This window comes from Streptomyces sp. W16 (assembly GCF_033194735.1).
Classification (GTDB): Bacteria; Actinomycetota; Actinomycetes; order Streptomycetales; family Streptomycetaceae; genus Streptomyces.
The window spans coordinates 1-876 of the sequence record NZ_JAWOAI010001179.1; the positions used below are offsets into that span (position 1 = coordinate 1).

Here is an 876-nt window from a genome sequence, read left to right on the forward strand (position 1 = left end):
CGTCGCGGTGATCCTGCTCGCGGGCGGTTCCACCGGCCATCTCGTGGGCCGGGGCTGGGACCTCGCCCGCTGGATCATGGGCGTGGCCGCGGTCCTCGTGCTGCTCGCGGCCGGCGCGATCGCGCTGGTCGTCGCGCGCTCCCGCCCGGCCGTGAGTCCCACGGTGGCGATCGCCGAGGAGTCGGCCCCCGACCTGTACCGCATGGTGCGCGACCTGGCCGACCGCCTCGACGTCCCCGCGCCGTCCGCGATAGCGCTCACCCCGGACTGCGACAGCTGGCTGGAGGACCGCACCCACCCGGCCCACGGCCCACTCCCGCAGGAGGACCGCGACGAGATCACGGGCGTACGGGGCCTCACCCCGGCGCGCTCCCGTCGTACGGCTGCCTCGCCCGTCCTAGTCATCGGCTCGCCGTTCCTGTGGTGGATGCGGGTCGGCGAGCTGCGCGCGGTGCTCGCCCCGGTCGTCGCGGGTACGGGACCTTCCGCGCACCCGGACATAGCCGCGGCCCGCCGTTTCGTACGGGGCCTGGACGCGGCGGTGGCCGTGACCTCGGCACCCCGTGGTCCCGTGTTCCGCTCGGTGCTCGCCGGTGTCGGCTGGGTCGCCCGGCTGCTGCTGCGCAGTTGCCGGGGACACGCGGCCGAGATGGAGCGGGGCGTGGCCGCCGCTGCCGCCGAGCGTGCACAGGCTGTGGACTACGGTCTGCGGATCGTCGCCCAGGAGCAGGTGGGGCTGGCGTACGCGGGCTGGGACCGGCTGCTCACCCGGGTCGCGCTGCCCGCGTGGCGGATGGGCCGCTGGCCGTCCCGACTGGACGCGGGCGTCGTCGCGGCGCTCACCGAGCTGTCCCGCCGGGACCGCCTGGCCGAGGG

The 876-nt window shown here is 76.3% G+C and carries 1 pseudogene; it reads left to right on the plus strand.

Annotated features, from left to right (window positions below):
* Positions 1 to 876: pseudogene (locus R6V09_RS54055) on the plus strand (hypothetical protein); the annotation flags it as partial.